12 protein-coding genes are annotated in these 15,071 nt (G+C 73.0%); 8 read left to right on the top strand and 4 right to left on the bottom strand.

What is annotated here, in order from left to right; all coding sequences use genetic code 11:
• The first annotated feature begins 83 nt into the window (after window positions 1-83).
• On the top strand, window positions 84-980 hold the full coding sequence (locus AC24HA_RS07880; protein ID WP_425708459.1) for an NUDIX hydrolase: 897 nt from the start codon (window positions 84-86) through the stop codon (window positions 978-980).
• Between the two features lie 81 nt (window positions 981-1,061).
• On the opposite strand, the gene AC24HA_RS07875 is transcribed toward AC24HA_RS07880, so the two are convergent.
• Complete coding sequence (locus tag AC24HA_RS07875) at window positions 1,062-2,117, bottom strand: hypothetical protein (RefSeq protein WP_487563592.1); 1,056 nt, start codon at window positions 2,115-2,117, stop codon at window positions 1,062-1,064.
• A 59-nt stretch (window positions 2,118-2,176) separates the two neighbouring features.
• On the opposite strand from AC24HA_RS07875, the gene nadA reads away from it, so the two are divergent.
• From nadA to nadC, 3 genes are read left to right on the top strand one after another with little or no spacing between them, the layout of a single operon-like run.
• On the top strand, window positions 2,177-3,154 hold the full coding sequence (nadA, locus tag AC24HA_RS07870; protein WP_425708461.1) for a quinolinate synthase NadA: 978 nt from the start codon (window positions 2,177-2,179) through the stop codon (window positions 3,152-3,154).
• Complete coding sequence (locus tag AC24HA_RS07865) at window positions 3,151-4,659, top strand: L-aspartate oxidase (protein ID WP_425708462.1); 1,509 nt, start codon at window positions 3,151-3,153, stop codon at window positions 4,657-4,659. Before nadA ends, AC24HA_RS07865 begins: the two co-directional genes overlap by 4 nt.
• Window positions 4,656-5,501 (top strand): carboxylating nicotinate-nucleotide diphosphorylase, encoded by an 846-nt coding sequence (gene nadC, locus AC24HA_RS07860; protein WP_425708463.1) that lies wholly within the window; start codon window positions 4,656-4,658, stop codon window positions 5,499-5,501. Before AC24HA_RS07865 ends, nadC begins: the two co-directional genes overlap by 4 nt.
• An 88-nt stretch (window positions 5,502-5,589) precedes the next feature.
• Here nadC and ileS read toward each other — a convergent pair whose 3' ends face one another.
• On the bottom strand, window positions 5,590-8,874 hold the full coding sequence (gene ileS, locus AC24HA_RS07855) for an isoleucine--tRNA ligase (protein WP_425708464.1): 3,285 nt from the start codon (window positions 8,872-8,874) through the stop codon (window positions 5,590-5,592).
• A 422-nt stretch (window positions 8,875-9,296) separates the two neighbouring features.
• On the opposite strand from ileS, the gene AC24HA_RS07850 reads away from it, so the two are divergent.
• Window positions 9,297-10,055 carry a hypothetical protein gene (locus AC24HA_RS07850; RefSeq protein WP_425708465.1) on the top strand — a complete coding sequence of 253 codons (759 nt, stop codon included), beginning with the start codon at window positions 9,297-9,299 and terminating at the stop codon, window positions 10,053-10,055.
• 122 nt (window positions 10,056-10,177) lie between these two features.
• Window positions 10,178-11,032 (top strand): hypothetical protein, encoded by an 855-nt coding sequence (locus AC24HA_RS07845; RefSeq protein ID WP_425708466.1) that lies wholly within the window; start codon window positions 10,178-10,180, stop codon window positions 11,030-11,032.
• A gap of 14 nt (window positions 11,033-11,046) precedes the next feature.
• On the opposite strand, the gene AC24HA_RS07840 is transcribed toward AC24HA_RS07845, so the two are convergent.
• Both AC24HA_RS07840 and AC24HA_RS07835 read right to left on the bottom strand, forming a co-directional pair.
• Window positions 11,047-11,742: a response regulator transcription factor gene (locus AC24HA_RS07840; protein WP_425708467.1), complete on the bottom strand. Its 696-nt coding sequence runs from the start codon at window positions 11,740-11,742 to the stop codon at window positions 11,047-11,049.
• On the bottom strand, window positions 11,739-12,725 hold the full coding sequence (locus tag AC24HA_RS07835; RefSeq protein WP_425708468.1) for a sensor histidine kinase: 987 nt from the start codon (window positions 12,723-12,725) through the stop codon (window positions 11,739-11,741). Before AC24HA_RS07835 ends, AC24HA_RS07840 begins: the two co-directional genes overlap by 4 nt.
• Before the next feature lie 130 nt (window positions 12,726-12,855).
• On the opposite strand from AC24HA_RS07835, the gene AC24HA_RS07830 reads away from it, so the two are divergent.
• Window positions 12,856-13,557 carry an ABC transporter ATP-binding protein gene (locus AC24HA_RS07830; protein WP_425708469.1) on the top strand — a complete coding sequence of 234 codons (702 nt, stop codon included), beginning with the start codon at window positions 12,856-12,858 and terminating at the stop codon, window positions 13,555-13,557.
• Window positions 13,554-14,954 carry an ABC transporter permease family protein gene (locus AC24HA_RS07825; RefSeq protein ID WP_425708470.1) on the top strand — a complete coding sequence of 467 codons (1,401 nt, stop codon included), beginning with the start codon at window positions 13,554-13,556 and terminating at the stop codon, window positions 14,952-14,954. Before AC24HA_RS07830 ends, AC24HA_RS07825 begins: the two co-directional genes overlap by 4 nt.
• The last annotated feature ends 117 nt before the right edge of the window (window positions 14,955-15,071 follow it).

Raw genomic sequence — 15,071 nt, 5'->3', positions numbered from 1 at the left:
AGGTGGCACAGGTGCACGGTCAGTCGGGCCGACGACGGCGCACCAGGCGGCATGATGGTTCCGGTGCGACGACAGGAGGGTCCATGGCCGACGTGGCCGAGCAGGTGGAGGCCGAGCTGGTCGCCGTCATCACGGCGGTGCACGACGGCGAACCCCTGGCCCTGACCACCGAGGACGGGCGACGGCTGCCGTCGGGGCCCCTGCAGACCGAGCACCGGTCGATGCAGGCCGGGATGCGCTCGTGGGTGACCCGGCAGACCGGTCACGACCTCGGGTACGTCGAACAGCTCTACACGTTCGCCGACCGGCGGCGTGCGCCCCACCCGGCCCTGGAGATCTCCTACCTCGGGCTCACCACCGTCGCCTCCCCCACGGACTCGTGGGTGAGCTGGCTGGAGTACTTCCCCTGGGAGGACCGTCGCGCGGGCGACGACCTTATCGAGGCCCACCTCGCGCCCGCGCTGAGCCGCTGGGCGGACGAGCCGCCGGACCGTGAGCTGGCCGTGCGCCGGCGCCTGCGGTGCGCCGTCACCTTCGGCCTGGAGGGCCAACCGTGGTTGCCCGGCATGGCGCTGCAGCGCTACGAGCTGCTGTACGAGGTCGGGCTGGTCCCCGAGGCCGGTGCGAGCGCCGACCCGGAGGTGACCGGGCGGCCGATGGACCGCGACCACCGGCGGATCCTCGCCACCGGGATCGGTCGGCTGCGCGCCAAGATCCAGTACCGGCCGGTGATCTTCGAGCTCGTCCCGGAGTCGTTCACGCTCGGCCGCCTCCAGTCCACGGTCGAGGCGGTGGCCGGCCACCAACTGCACAAGCAGAACTTCCGCCGGCTGGTCGAGCACCAGGAGCTGGTCGAGGAGACCGGCGAGGTGGAGCACTCCACAGGCGGGCGTCCCGCCAAGTTGTTCCGGTTCCGCCGCGAGGTCCTCGACGAGCGCGAGGCCGCGGGGACGAAGCTGCCGATCGTCCGCTCGCGCTGACGCCTGCGACCTGCACGGTCCGGCCGAAGCGCTCCGGTCAGTCCCGGACCCAGGCGCTCCGTCACGCCGTTACCTGTGCGCTTATAGGTCGGGTCGACGAGCGGATGTCTCGGCATTCAGAGTGTCGCCGTCCCAGGTGAGGTCCGAGTCCTCGTCCACCTCGTACGCCTCGAACTGCGGGTCGGCGAGGACCTCCTCGACGAGCGTGCGGGAGCCGGCGACGATCGTCGAGTCCCAGTCGATCTCGCTCGCCACCACCCACGACCGGTCCGCAGGCCACAGCAGCTGGGGCAGCACTCCTCCGATCCCCCAGCCCGGATCACACTCGCCGGCACTCACCCGCCTCAGGTCGGCGAGCTCGGTCAGACTCGTGCCGAAAAGCAGGAAGTCCCGGCCCGGCCATTCGAGGAACGGCCCCGTCACCGCCGCGCGACGGACGTCAGCGCAGACGGAATCCCTCCGCTCCGCCTCAGCTCGAGCACGCTCGGTCGCCCTCTCGACCGGGTCTGCGTCGGCGTCGACGAACACGTAGACGGCACCGTTGCCGTGGAGCTCGCCCCACCCGTTCCAGACGCCGGCGGTCACATCATCGGCAGCGGCGGTGGAGAGCCTCAGATGCTCCGTCAGGGCGGCGAGCTGGTCGGGCTCGAGCATCCCCTCGACACTCGGCGAGACCTGCCAACCGTCGGCGAAGGACAGGGCCGTCTCGTCGTCCGTGAGGCGGCACCACTGCACGAGCGGGTGCATCACCCGGCCGTTGCGGGCGGCGACCTCAGCCCACGTCCACCGGGCAGCGTCGATCGCCGCGCGCTCGCCCGGCTCGTCGGCGTCCGGCGAGACCACACGGCGTGCGTCGACGGGGTGCAGGATCCGTGCGTACGCCTCGAACCCGGTTCCCGCGGAGCCCCCGACCCTGCCCCAGCCGCCGACGCGCTCGAGCAGCCACGCCCCACGCCCGATTTCGCCCGTCAGCTCCACGCCGCGAGCGTAGCCATCTGCCGAGCCGGCACGGCTGATGGCCGGCCGAGCGGCGGTCGGCCCGTCCGACTCCGCGGACCCACAGAGAACGCCGCGGCACGACACGACGCCGAGTCGTTTGCACCGCGCTACCGCTCTGGTTATGCTCACCTCGAGCATCACTAATGCTCACTCTGAGCATCACTAGCGGTCACCGACGACCAGGCAGGGAAGGCACCATGACGACGGTCAGCATCAGCACCGACGCCCTCTACGAGCGGGTCCGCGGGTCCGTGCCGCGCGTGGAGTGGGCGACGATGGAGGACGACGTCGCGGCGATCTGGCGGCTCAAGGCCGAGCGCAACGCGGTGATCCTCGCGCACAACTACCAGACCCCGGAGATCTTCCACGGGGTGTCCGACATCGTCGGGGACTCCCTCGCCCTGGCGCGCGAGGCCCAGGACGTCGACGCCGACGTCATCGTCCTGGCAGGCGTCCACTTCATGGCCGAGACCGCGAAGCTGCTCAACCCGTCCCGGACCGTGCTCGTGCCCGACCTGCGCGCCGGCTGCTCGCTGGCCGAGTCCATCACCGCCGCCGACGTGCGCGGCCTGCGGGCCCAGCACCCCGGCGTCCCGGTCGTCACCTACGTCAACACCTCGGCCGCCGTGAAGGCCGAGTCCGACATCTGCTGCACGTCCGGCAACGCCGTGAAGATCATCGAGTCCCTCGGCGTGGACCGGGTGATCATGATCCCCGACGAGTACCTCGCCCAGAACATCGCCCGGCAGACCGGCGTCGAGGTCATCACGTGGGCCGGCCGCTGCGAGGTGCATGAGCGCTTCACGCCCGGCGACATCGCCCAGGTCCGCCGCGACCACCCCGGCGTCGTCGTGGTCAGCCACCCGGAGTGCCCGCCCGACGTCGTCGACGTCTCCGACATGTCCGGCTCCACCGCCCAGATGATCGACTACGTCCAGGACCGCCGGCCCCGCCAGGTCGCGCTCATCACCGAGTGCTCGATGAGCGACAACATCGCCGCCGCCTCCCCCGGCGTGGAGTTCGTCCGCCCGTGCAACCTGTGCCCGCACATGAAGCGCAACAACCTCGGCAACATCCGGGTCGCGCTGGAGGAGATGCGCAACGAGGTGACGATCGACCCCGACGTCGCAGAGCGCGCCCGCGCCGCCGTCGAGCGCATGCTCGCGGTCCGATGAGCGCCGATCGGCCGGTGATCGTCGGCGCCGGGCTCGCCGGCCTGCTCACCGCGCTGCGCCTGGCCCCGACGCCGTGCCTCGTCCTCAGCGCCGGAACGCTCGGCGCGGACAGCTCGACCGCGCTCGCCCAGGGCGGCATCGCCGCGGCCGTGGTGCCCGGTGACTCGGCGGCGCTGCACGCACTCGACACGCTGGCCGCGGGCGCGGGGCTCGGCCAGCGTGGGGCGATCGACCGGGTGACGAACGGGGCCGCCGAGGCCCTCGCGTACCTCGTGGAGCTGGGCGCGGAGCTCGACCGGGACGACGACGGTGCCCTGGTCCTCGGCCTGGAGGGGGCGCACAGCCGGCATCGCATCGCGCACGCGGGCGGCGACGCCACCGGACGCGAGCTGCTGCGCGCTGCGACGGCCGCCGTGCGGCGCACGCCGTCGGTCACGGTGCTCGAGCACGCGCGAGCGGTCCGGGTCGTCGTCGAGGACGGGACGGTCCGCCGCCTCGAGGTCGTCCTGCAGGGCGACCAGCCGGCGTTCCTGCCGACCGACCGGGTCGTGCTGGCCACCGGCGGGATCGGCGGCCTGTTCGCGCACTCGACCAACCCCTCGTCCTCGCGCGGCCAGGGCCTCGCACTCGCGGCGCGTGCCGGCGCGGTGCTGCGGGACCTGGAGATGGTGCAGTTCCACCCCACCGCCCTCGACGTCGGCCTGCGGCCCATGCCGCTGGTCAGCGAGGCGCTCCGTGGCGCCGGCGCGCGCCTGGTGGACGCCTCCGGCCGCGACCTGCCGGGTGACCCGCTCGCGTCGCGCGACGTCGTCGCCCGCCGGGTGTGGACGCACCTGGCCGACGGCGGACGCACCTTCCTCGACGCCCGCGACCTCCAGGACGTCGCCGACCACTTCCCCACCGTCACCGCCGCGTGCCGGGCGGCGGGGATCGACCCCGCCCGCGATCTGCTCCCCGTACGGCCGGCCGCGCACTATCAGATGGGCGGCGTCGTGGTCGACGAGCACGGCCGCAGCACGGTGCCGGGTCTGTGGGCCGTCGGGGAGGTCGCGAGCACCGGTCTGCACGGCGCCAACCGGCTCGCGTCGAACTCGCTCCTCGAGGCGGCGGTGTGCTCCCGCTGGGTGGCCGAGGACGTCGCGGGGGGCGCCCCTCCCACGCTCGCCCACACCACGCCCCACCTCGGGCATCGCGGGCCGGCGCAGCAACATCCCGAGGCGCTCGATCTCGCCAGGGTGCGCGACCTCGTGTCGTCCGCCGTCGGCGTCGTGCGCTATGGCCCCACCCTGACTGCCGCCCAGGACCGGCTCCGCGCGGCCCATCTCACCGATCCCGATGACGACGACACGCTCGTCGCCCTCCTGCTCGTCACCGGTGCGCTTCGGCGCGAGGAGAGCCGCGGCGCGCACCACCGCACCGACCACCCCTCCCCCGCACCGGCGGCCCACCAGGACCTCACCCTGGCCGACGCCTACCACCACGCCCTGGAACGGAGCTCCGCATGAGGCACCTGCCGACCGTCCTGATCGAACCGCTCGTCCGCGACGCCCTGCGCGAGGACCTCGGCCGCGCCGGCGACGTCACCACCGACTGGGTCGTCCCCGCCGACCGGGTCGCCACCGCGGAGCTCGTCGCGCGGGACCCGGGCGTCGTCGCAGGCACGGACCTCGTCGTCCTCGCCTTCGGCCTGCTCGACGCGCGGGTGACGGTCGACGTCGAGAGGCCCGACGGGACCGCCGTCGCTCCCGGCGACCGCGTCGCCACGGTCAGCGGTCCCGCCCGCGCGCTACTGACGGCGGAACGGGTGGCACTGAACTTCCTGGGTCACCTGTCCGGGGTGGCCACCGCGACCACCCAGATCGCACGAGCGATCGACGGGACCGGCACGCGGGTGTGCTGTACCCGCAAGACCACGCCGGGTCTGCGGACGGTGGAGAAGCACGCCGTGGTCGCGGGCGGGGGCGTCAACCACCGCTTCGGCCTGGACGACGCGGTACTCATCAAGGACAACCACGTCGCGCTGGCCGGCGGCGTCGGCGCAGCCGTGGCCCGGGTGCGCGAGGCGGCCGGCCACCTCGTGCCGATCGAGGTGGAGGTCGACACGCTCGATCAGCTGCGCGAGCTGCTGACCACCCCGGTCGACGCCGTCCTGCTGGACAACATGACGCCCGCCCAGCTGGCGGAGGCGGTCGCGCTGGTCGACGGCCGAATGGTCACTGAGGCGTCGGGGCGGTTGACCGCCGAGACAGCGCCCGCCGTGGCCGCCAGCGGCGTGGACCTGGTGTCGGCCGGTTGGCTGACGCACTCCGCGCCGGTCCTCGACATCGGCCTGGACCTCAAGGTGTGACCCGCGCCGGGAGGCGGCGGAACCGTGAGCCCCCGCAGCTCAGCCAGCCTCCGGCGCCCGCACCACCCCCCGGCGCCGACTGCCGGCGTCACCCGACCTTGCGCACCTGCGGCACGATCGCGTCGCCCTCCCCGGCGGACACCGTCAGCCCGATGGACAGCGTCTCGTCCATGACGAGCTGCCGATGCGCTTCGACCACCGCGACCCGCCCCGCAGGCACGGCGAGCTCCAGCGCGATCCGGTCGGACACATGCAGGCCGGCGTTCTTGCGCTCGTCCTGCACGGCGCGCACGACGTCGCGGGCGTACCCCTCGGCCTCGAGCTCGTCGTCGATGGAGGTGTCCAGCGCGACGAAGCCGCCGGCCGGGAGCACGCCCGCCGTCACGTCCTCGGAGGCCCCCTCGGCCCGGTCGACGGTCGTGGTGCGCTCGACCTGCTCGGCGCCCAGCGTCACCGGTGCGCCGGCTCCCTCGAGGCCCTCGGGGACGAGGACGCCCGGGAACGTCGCTCCGCCGTCGTCGATCTCCTGCCACTCCCCTGCCTTCGCGGCGGCGAACAGCTGGGACGTCAGCCGGCGCAGCTCCTTCGGCAGCTCGCGCGGCAGCACGGCGAGGTCGGTGCGGACCTCGAGGGCGGCGTCCTCGGGGCGGACGAGCTCGACTGCCCGCACATTGACCTCGCGGGCGATCAGCGACGCGTACGGCTCGAGGGCCGCCGGGTCGTCGACGGCCACGGTGAGGGTGCGCAGCGGCTGGCGCACCCGCAGGGACGCCGCCTTGCGCAGCGCGTGCGCGGCGGAGACGGCCTCGCGGACCTGGTCCATCGCCGCGACGATCTCCGGCGCCACGACCGACTCACCCAGGGAGGGCCAGTCCGTGAGGTGCACGGAGCGCCCGCCGGTGAGCCCCCGCCAGACCTCCTCGGTGACCATCGGCGCGAGCGGAGCCATCACGCGGGTGAGCACCTCCAGGGCCGTACGCAGCGTGTCGAACGCCCCGCGCTCCTCGGCCCAGAACCGGTCGCGTGAGGTCCGCACGTACCAGTTGGTCAGCAGGTCGAGGTGCTCACGGACGAGCTGGGTCGCCCGCGGCACGTCGTAGGCCTCGAGCGCGGCGCCCACCTCGTCGGCGAGCGTCCCCGTGCGGGCCAGCAGGTAGCGGTCCATGACGTCGAGCGCCTCGAACGCCTCCCGGTCGCCCAGGTCCACGCCGTCCGACACGTAGCCCGCCCCGCCGTCGAGCGTCCCGGCATAGAGCGCGTAGAAGTACCAGGCGTTCCACAGCGGGAGGTGCACCTGCCGGACGACCTCGCGGATGCCCTCCTCGGTCACCACGAGGTTGCCGCCGCGCAGGATCGGGGAGGCCATGAGGAACCAGCGCATCGCGTCGGCGCCGTCGCGGTCGAGGACCTCGGAGACGTCGGGGTAGTTGCGCAGGGACTTGCTCATCTTGCGGCCGTCGGAGCCGAGCACGATGCCGTGGCTCACCGAGGTGCGGAACGACGGCCGGTCGAAGATCGCGGTCGCGAGGACGTGCAGCGTGTAGAACCAGCCGCGCGTCTGCCCGATGTACTCCACGATGAAGTCGCCCGGGTAGTGGTGCTCGAACCAGTCGGCATTCTCGAACGGGTAGTGCACCTGCGCGAACGGCATCGACCCGGAGTCAAACCAGACGTCGAGGATGTCGGGGATGCGGCGCATCGTCGCCCTGCCCGACGGGTCGTCCGGGTTGGGGCGGGTGAGCTCGTCGATGAACGGGCGGTGCAGGTCGGGGTTCCCGTCCCGGTCCGTCGGCAGGCGGCCGAAGTCGGCCTCGAGCTCGGCGAGGGACCCGTAGACATCCGTGCGCGGGTACGCGGGGTCGTCGCTCACCCACACGGGGATGGGGGTGCCCCAGTAGCGGTTGCGGGAGATCGACCAGTCGCGGGCACCGGCGAGCCAGTTGCCGAAGATGCCGTCCTTGATGTGCTCCGGCACCCAGGTGATGTCCTGGTTGAGCTCGACCATGCGGTCCCGGAACTGGGTGACGCGGACGAACCAGCTGGTCACGGCCTTGTAGATGAGCGGGGTGCGGCACCGCCAGCAGTGCGGGTAGGAGTGCACGTAGGACGCGCGGCGCACGAGCAGCGCGCGCTCGGCCTCGGGCCGGCGGGCGAGCGGTCCGCTGCCGTCGCGCAGGTCGGTGAGGATCGACTTGTTGGCGTCGAAGACCTGCTGCCCCGCGTAGTCGCTCACCTCGGCGGTGAAGCGGCCACCGGCGTCGACGGGCACCACGGGTCGGATCCCGACGGCGTCGCACACCGCCATGTCGTCCTCACCGAAGGCGGGGGCGAGGTGGACGAGGCCGGTGCCGTCCTCGGTGGTGACGAAGTCGCCGAGGATGATCTGCCACGCGTGCGGACCGGGGGCGGCGTCGTCGTCGCGGCCGGTGAAGTAGTCGAAGATCGGGGCGTAGCTGCGCCCGGCGAGGTCGCGTCCCGTGAGCCGCTCGACGATCTCGGGCTCCTCGCCGAGCTCCTTGGCGTAGGCGCCGAGGAGGGCCTCGGCGAGGATGACGCGCTCGCCGGCGGCGGGGCCGTCGGCCGAGCGCACCACCACGTAGTCGATGTCCGGCCCGACGGCGATGGCCAGGTTCGAGGGCAGCGTCCACGGGGTGGTGGTCCAGATCAGGGCGAGCTCGCCGGTCTCGAGCCGCACGCCGACGGTGGCGGTCTCGTCCTGGCGGTCGGAGTAGACGTCGTCGTCCATGCGGAGCTCGTGGTTGGACAGCGGCGTCTGGTCGTTCCAGCAGTACGGCAGGACGCGGTAGCCCTCGTAGGCCAGGCCCTTGTCGTAGAGCTGCTTGAACGCCCAGATCACCGACTCCATGTAGGTGACGTCGAGGGTCTTGTAGTCGTGCTCGAAGTCGACCCAGCGGGCCATGCGGGTGACGTAGTCCTGCCACTCGCCGGTGTAGCGCAGCACGGAGTCATGGCAGGCCTTGTTGAAGGCCTCGATGCCCATCTCGTCGATCTGGGACTTGTCGGTGATGCCGAGGATCCGCTCGGCCTCGAGCTCGGCGGGCAGGCCGTGCGTGTCCCAGCCGAAGCGGCGCTCGACGCGGCGGCCGCGCTGGGTCTGGAAGCGGGCCACGAGATCCTTGACGTAGCTCGTCAGCAGGTGCCCGTAGTGGGGCAGTCCGTTGGCGAACGGCGGGCCGTCGTAGAAGACGAACTCGTTGTCCCCGTTCTCGCCCGGCTCGCGGTTGTCGATCGAGGCCTGGAACGTGTCGTCGGCACGCCAGTGCGCGAGGACGTCCTCCTCGATGCGGGGCAGGCGCGGCGAGGGGTCGACGTCGCCGTCGCGGTGGAGGGGGTAGTGGCCCTGGGTGCTCATCGCGGTCCTTCTCGTCACGGGTTGCCTGCCGTGCGAGGACGACGCTCCTTCCGCGCGTCTCCGCGCGGCCGGTGCCGCGGTACCACCCCGCTTGCCGCTCCCCCGCTCTTGCGCGGGTGCGGCCGCTCTGCTCCGGCTGTCACGGGCCTGCCCCGTCCGGGTCTACTGGGGCCCCCGCTGACGGGGAACGCCTGTTCTTCCGGAGGCTCGCCGGTGATGCCCCCACGGACGGGGCCGGGTCGATGCCTGTGCGACGAGTGTAGCGGCCCCGCAGATTCATCGAGCGTGCGGTTTCCAGGTGTCGAGTGTGCGGCTCCCGAGGTGCGATCGGGCAGCTCCCGACCTGCACGTATCTCCGCCGAGGATCGACCTACCCATGCGCGTGCGGTGCAGACCGGCCACACGAGGGCCACGGTGGTGGTATGAGTCACTCACTGAGCAGACAGGTCGTACCCGTATCGGCCGTGGCTCTCGCGCTGAGCCTCGCCGCGTGCTCGTCCGACGACGACACCGATGCCACCGAGCCCGAACCGCCGGCCACGTCGGAACCGGCGCCCGAGCCGACCGAAGAGCCGTCCGAGGAGGCCCCGACGGAGGAGGCGCCGTCAGAGGATCCGACCACCGAGGAACCGCCCGCGGAGGAGACCCCGTCCGACGAGCCGCCCGCCGAGGAGGCCCCATCCGACGACGAGGAGGACGACGGCGAGGACGCCGGGAGCGCGCACCCGACCGACGTCCCCGGCTCGGCTGAGCTGTTCGGGGCGATCGCGACCGTCCAGGCCACATACCCGGATGCCGAGGTCGTCGCCGTCTCCCACAACGACACCACCGAGTTCCCCGAGGAGCCGGAGGGCAACGGCACCGTGGTCGAGGCCGTCAGCGGTGACCAGCTGCTGACGATCACGCTCGACCCGTCGGGTGCAGTCGTCGACGAGACCTCGGCGCCGGCCGACGCGGAGATCCTCGGTCACCTCGACGTCGCGACGCTGACCATCGACGACGCCATCGACCTCGCGATCGAGGAGACCAGCCTCGGTGGCGGCGAGTTCATCCTGCACAGCCTGTCCCTGACGGAGGTGTGGGAGGGCGACGCGGCGTGGAACTTCCTGTTCTACGGCGCCCACGACTTCTCAGTCGTCTACGACGCCGTCACCGGGGAGAACGTCAGCCCGGTGGGATGACAGGCACCGACGTCGGCCGGCCGCCCGCATTCGTTCGAGTCCGACAAGGGGAGGGCTTCCCGGGGCAGTGCTCCCCTCGTCCGCCCCGGCAGATCGCACTGCGGCACGGCTACGGTCGCGACATGTCCCCCCACCGCACCACCTGGTCCCTCGCCGCCGTGGCCGGCATCGCACTGACGCTGGGCGCCTGCGCCGGCGACCCGATCCCGCCCTCCGGCACCCCCACCGGACCGGCCGGACCCACCGAGGTGCCGTCGGACCCCTGCCCGGCCTGGCCGGAGTGCGACACCATGCCCGCACCGCCGGTCGACCTCCCGACGACCGACGACGGGCTCGGGCTGCCCGACCGTGCGTTCGACACCGTCGATCGTGCGCTGCGCGACGCAGACGACCAGAGCCCGACGCTGAGCATCGCCGACATCGCAACTCTCGAGGAGCTCTCCCTCGGCGAGACCGGGCAACGGATCGCCTGGGTGGTCGAGCACTCGACGATCGCGGGTACGGAGGACCACGGCACGACCGACGGTACCGAGGGCCGGTTCGATCAGGACGTGTGGCAGGTCTACACGGCCGATGCCGACGAGGTGAGCATCGTCAGCTGGCCGGCCCCGCTCGACCCTGACCCGCACGCCTGGGAGCCGCTCGAGGTCGAGACATTCGGCAACGAGGAGCTGGATACCGGCGCCGAGGACCAGCTGGCCGCCCACGAGGTAGGACTGACGGATACAGCGGCGGCAGCGGTGACCGCACGCCCGGGCAGCGTCCTCATCGTCGCCACGACGGACGACGTGTCGGCCCGCTCGCTCCTCGCGGTAGGGATCCTCCAGGACGACGGGACCGCGTTGCGGGTGACCGTCGACGCCGCCACCGGTGAGGTGCTCAACGCGGTGCCGGTCGGCAACGGTGCCTCGGACGGCGGGTCCCGGGGCGACCGCGGCGAGACCGAGGAGCCCGACGAGGGCGGCACCACCACCTGACGGGTGGTTCCGGCTCAGGAACCGACCGCGGTGAGGTAGGCGAGCACCGCGCGCACACGGCGGTTCTCCTCGTTCGCCGCCAGCCCCAGCCCGCTGAACACGTTGGCCACGTGCTTGGCCACCGCCCCGTTCGACAGCACCAGCCGCTCGGCGATCTGGGAGTTGCTCAGCCCCGAGGCCATGAGCTCGAGCACCTCCCGCTCTCGGACGGTCAGCGCGTCGACGGCGGTGCGACGGCCTGCCACGAGACGCGAGACGACGTCGGGGTCCGCCACCACTCCCCCGGCCGCCACGATGCCGAGCGAACGCATGAAGTCCGCCACCCGCGCCACCCGCTCCTTGAGCAGATAGCCCAACCCGCCGACGTCGGGCCGGGACGAGGCCGCGGCCGCCGGGTCCGACAGCGGCGCGAACAGCTCTGCCGCGTACGCCGGGGCCGCGTACTGGGACAGCACGAGGATCCCGATCTCCGGGTGCGCGGCGCGGATCCGGGCTGCGGCGCGCAGGCCGTCCTCGCCGTCGCCGGGCGGCATCCGCACGTCGGTGACGACGACGTCGATCGCCTCCCCGCCGCCCGCCACCTTCTCGACGACGGCCTCGAGCTCGGGCGCCGACGCCGCCTGCGCCACCACCTCGTGCCCCTGCCGCTCGAGCAGCCCGACCAGGCCCTCCCGCAGCAGCGCCGCGTCGTCCGCCACCACCAGTCTCACGGCCGACCTCCCAGCTCGACGACGACGGCGGCGTCCCCCTGGTCGAGCAGCAGGGGGACGTGGGCGGCGACGATCGTCGGCCCGCCGGAGGGGCTGGAGACCTCGAGCCCGCTCCCGACGGCGGCGAGCCGCTCGGCCATCCCGGCCAGCCCGCGACCGGGCACGATCTCGGCCCCGCCGGGACCGTCGTCGACGATCGAGACGTGCAGGGCGTCGTCGACGACGAGCAGCACCGTCACCGACGCCTCCGGCGCGTACTTCGCCACGTTGGTCAGCGCCTCGCTGATGACGAAGTAGGCCACCGCCGCCACGCCCTCCGGGAGCGCGGGCAGTGCGTGCGGGACCTGGACGGTCACGGGCACGACGGCGCGCTCGCCGAGCTCGCGGACGGCTGCCTCGAGACCACGGTCGGACAGCACGGTGGGGTGGATGCCGGAGACGGTCTCGCGCAGGGCGGCGAGCGCCCGGTCGGCGTCGTCCTGCGCGGCAGCCAGCAGCTGGGACACGTTCGCGAGGCGGTCAGGGCCGGGCGGGACGGCGTCGTCGTCGGGGGCGTGGACGGGATCCGAGGTGGCGCCGGTGTGCTGCTCGACGAGCATCGCGGCCTCCCCCAGCTTCATGCCGGCGGTGACGAGGTGCTGCTGGGCGCCGTCGTGCAGGTCACGTTCGATGCGGCGGCGCTCGAGCTCGAAGGCGGCGACGATCTCCCGGCGCGAGGTGCGCAGGTCGGCGACGCGCTGCGCCCACTCCGGCACGTCCGCGACGTCCTCGGCGAACGGCTTGCGCCGCTCGAGGGCGAGCAGCGCACCGACCAGCACACCGAGGCAGGCCAACCCGAGCACGGCCCCGTAGGCCCACCACGAACCGGCGCTCAAGCTGGCGAGGACGGCACCGAGCAGGACGACCCCGCCGACCAGCCCGACGGCCACCTGGAGCCAGAACAGGCGGCGCGCACCGCGCTCGGGCCTGCTCAGGGACGACATCCCGCTACCGTACCGAGGCACGGCCGATCCGCCCCGAGTGCCACCGCCCGCTCGGCGGTGGTGCCAGCACCACCCCAGGTCGGCACCGGGCACCATGGGAAAGCGACCCGGCACGCAGTGAGGTGGAGGCATGACACAGAACAACGGCCCAGCGTCCCTGCTCGCCACCGACCTCACCACCACGTACGGGCAGGTCCGCGCCCTGGCCGGCGTCAGCCTCGCCGTCCCGGCCGGCCAGACCCTCGCCGTCATGGGCCCCTCCGGCTCCGGCAAGACCACCCTCCTGCACTGCCTCGCCGGCATCCGCGTGCCGGACTCCGGCGAGGTGCGCCTCGGCGACGTGCCGGTATCCGCGCTGGGCGACACCGCCCGGTCCCGGCTGCGGCGCGAACGGCTCGGCTTCGTCTTCCAGGACGGACAGCTCGTCCCCGAGCTCTCCGCCCGCGAGAACGTGGCGCTCCCCCTCCTCCTGGGTGGCACGCGCAGGGGCGAGGCGCTCAGGACCGCCGACGAATGGCTCGAGCGGCTCGGCATCGGGCAGGCGGCGGGGCGCCGTCCCGGCGAGATGTCCGGCGGGCAGGCGCAGCGGGTGGCCGTGGCGCGAGCGATGGTCCACGGCCCGTCGGTCGTGTTCGCCGACGAGCCCACCGGTGCGCTGGACCAGGCCACCGGCCACGAGGTCATGCAGGTGCTCACCACCACGACCCGGATGTCCGGCGCCACGCTCGTGGTCGTCACGCACGACACCCAGGTCGCGTCCTGGTGCGAGCGGCTCGTCGAGCTGCGCGACGCCATGATCCACGCCGACCGGAAGCTGGAGGCCGCGCGATGAACCAGGTCCTCTCCCTCGCTCCCCGGCTGGCCGTGGCACGCATGCGCGGCGCGCGGGCCGGCGCCACGCTCGACGTGCTCGCCGTCGTCACGTTCGCGGTCAGCTCGTTCCTCGCGCTCACCGTGGTGGGCGGCACGTGGATGTTCATCACCCGCTTCCAGGAGGCGCCGCAGTCCGTCCTCACCGCCATGGCGCTCGATCCCGAGTGGGCCGACAACCAGCTGCAGGTGTACGTGGTGCTCGCCGCGATCGCCTGCGCGCTGCTGGTGCTGCCGGTCCTCGGCCTCGGCGCCGCCGCCGCCCGGCTCGGCGCGCGCGGCCGCTCCCGCCGGCTGGCCTCGATGCGGCTCGTCGGCATGACCGGGGGCGAGGTCGTGTCCCTGTCCGTGCTCGAGACCCTCGTCCAGGCCGCGGCCGGCACGATCGTCGGTGGCGCGCTGTGGCTGCTGTCCCTTCCCCTGTGGCAGGCCGTGTCCTTCCAGGGCGTTCCTATCGGCGCCACGGAGATGCTCGTGCCGCTCTGGCTCGGCCTCGCCACGGTCGCCGGTCTGCTCGCTCTCGCCGCGCTGTCCACGGTGGTCGGACTGCAGCGCGTGCGGATCAGCCCCCTCGGCGTGGCCGCCCAGCAGGTGCCCCCGCGGCTCAAGGCCTGGCGGCTCGTCATCATGGTCGCGGCCGTGCTCGCGTTCGCGCTGGTGTCCCAGTCGTTCGGGGACGCCGTCGCGGCCTCGGAGCTGTTCGGCTACGCGTTCCTCGTCGGGATGATGCTCGTGGTCATCGGCGCCCTCAACCTCGTGGGCCCGTGGGTGCTCCAGCTCGTGGCCCGGCCGCTCGCCCGCACCTCCTCGGTGCCGCGGCTGCTCGCCGCGCGCCGCATCGTCGACGACCCGCGGGCCGCGTGGCGCAACGTCTCGAGCGTGGCGCTGCTCGGCATGATCGCCGCGTTCGCGGCACTGCTGCCCTCGGACGCCGACTCCCTCGGCGCGGACCGCGCGAGCCTCATCATGGCCACCGACATGCGCACGGGCGTGGTCATCACGCTCGCCGTGGGGCTCGTCGTCGCCGCGACGTCGACGCTCGTCAACCAGGCGTCCACCGTGGTCGACCGGGCCGAGGAGTCGGTCGCCATGGACCGCGCGGGGACGCCCCGGCCGGTGTTCGCGGCGCTGCGCCGGCACCAGGTCCTCGTGCCGCTCGTGGTCACGCTCGCGATCTCGATCGGCGTGGGCGTGCTGCTGTCGGTGCCGTTCCTCGCCTTCTCGAGGCCGAGCGCCACCGGGATCCTCGTCGTGCTCGCCACCGTGGTGCTCGGCGTGCTGCTCACCCTGCTGTCCGCGGAGGCCTGCCGGCCGCTGCAGTCCACGGTGCTCGGGGATCAGCGCCGCCGCAACGACTGATCGCTCCCGCACCTGCCCGGTTCGCCGAGTGTGCGGTTCTTTATCGCCGAGTGTGCGGTTCGGGATCGCCGAGAGTGCGGTCGGGGCCCTCCCCGACCGCACTCTCGGCGTGGGGTC

It is taken from the genome of Georgenia sp. Z1491 (assembly GCF_057652395.1).
The sequence above is the reverse complement of the archived record's forward strand: the minus strand, read 5'-3'. Positions and strand labels throughout refer to the sequence as shown.

Excerpts from the sequence above, each read along its gene's own strand:
- AC24HA_RS07835 (WP_425708468.1), bottom strand. The coding sequence starts at position 12,725 with ATGTCGTCCCTGAGCAGGCCCGAGCGCGGTGCGCGCCGCCTGTTCTGG.
- AC24HA_RS07825 (WP_425708470.1), top strand. The coding sequence starts at position 13,554 with ATGAACCAGGTCCTCTCCCTCGCTCCCCGGCTGGCCGTGGCACGCATG.
- AC24HA_RS07865 (WP_425708462.1), top strand. The coding sequence starts at position 3,151 with ATGAGCGCCGATCGGCCGGTGATCGTCGGCGCCGGGCTCGCCGGCCTG.
- nadC (WP_425708463.1), top strand. The coding sequence starts at position 4,656 with ATGAGGCACCTGCCGACCGTCCTGATCGAACCGCTCGTCCGCGACGCC.
- AC24HA_RS07830 (WP_425708469.1), top strand. The coding sequence starts at position 12,856 with ATGACACAGAACAACGGCCCAGCGTCCCTGCTCGCCACCGACCTCACC.
- AC24HA_RS07880 (WP_425708459.1), top strand. The coding sequence starts at position 84 with ATGGCCGACGTGGCCGAGCAGGTGGAGGCCGAGCTGGTCGCCGTCATC.
- AC24HA_RS07850 (WP_425708465.1), top strand. The coding sequence starts at position 9,297 with ATGAGTCACTCACTGAGCAGACAGGTCGTACCCGTATCGGCCGTGGCT.
- AC24HA_RS07845 (WP_425708466.1), top strand. The coding sequence starts at position 10,178 with ATGTCCCCCCACCGCACCACCTGGTCCCTCGCCGCCGTGGCCGGCATC.
- AC24HA_RS07875 (WP_487563592.1), bottom strand. The coding sequence starts at position 2,117 with ATGCTCGAGGTGAGCATAACCAGAGCGGTAGCGCGGTGCAAACGACTC.
- ileS (WP_425708464.1), bottom strand. The coding sequence starts at position 8,874 with ATGAGCACCCAGGGCCACTACCCCCTCCACCGCGACGGCGACGTCGAC.
- nadA (WP_425708461.1), top strand. The coding sequence starts at position 2,177 with ATGACGACGGTCAGCATCAGCACCGACGCCCTCTACGAGCGGGTCCGC.